1 protein-coding gene is annotated in these 435 nt (G+C 69.0%); it reads left to right on the plus strand.

The features are described 5' to 3' along the window. Nucleotides 1-435 (plus strand): alpha-amylase family glycosyl hydrolase (locus G3I78_RS48665; RefSeq protein ID WP_239158488.1); only part of this gene is annotated, 435 nt, incomplete at both ends.

A 435-nucleotide genomic window follows, 5' to 3' on the forward strand; every position in this document is an offset into this window, starting at 1 on the left:
CTCAACCACATGGCGGGGGCGGACCAGGGCGGCGGGACGGGGGTTGCGGGCTCGTCGTACGGCGTCGAGACCTACCCCGGGCTCTACGGGCCGAACGACTTCAACGACTGCAAGGAGAACATCGGCAACCGGTACGGAGACCGGTACGTGGTGCAGAACTGCCGCCTCGTCTCGCTCCAGGACCTGCGGACGGGCTCGGAGTACGTGCGCGGCAAGATCGCCGGCTACCTCAACGACCTGCTCGCCCTCGGTGTCGCCGGGTTCCGCATCGACGCCGCGAAGCACATCCCGGCCGCCGACCTGGCGGCGATCAAGGGGAAGCTCACGAACCCGGACGTCTTCTGGGTGCACGAGGTCATCGGCGCGAGCGGGGAGCCGATCCAGCCCTCGGAGTACCTCGGCTCCGGGGACTCGCACGAGTTCTTCTACGCGCGC

This window comes from Streptomyces sp. SID13726, from assembly GCF_010548375.1.
Taxonomy (GTDB): Bacteria; Actinomycetota; Actinomycetes; order Streptomycetales; family Streptomycetaceae; genus Streptomyces.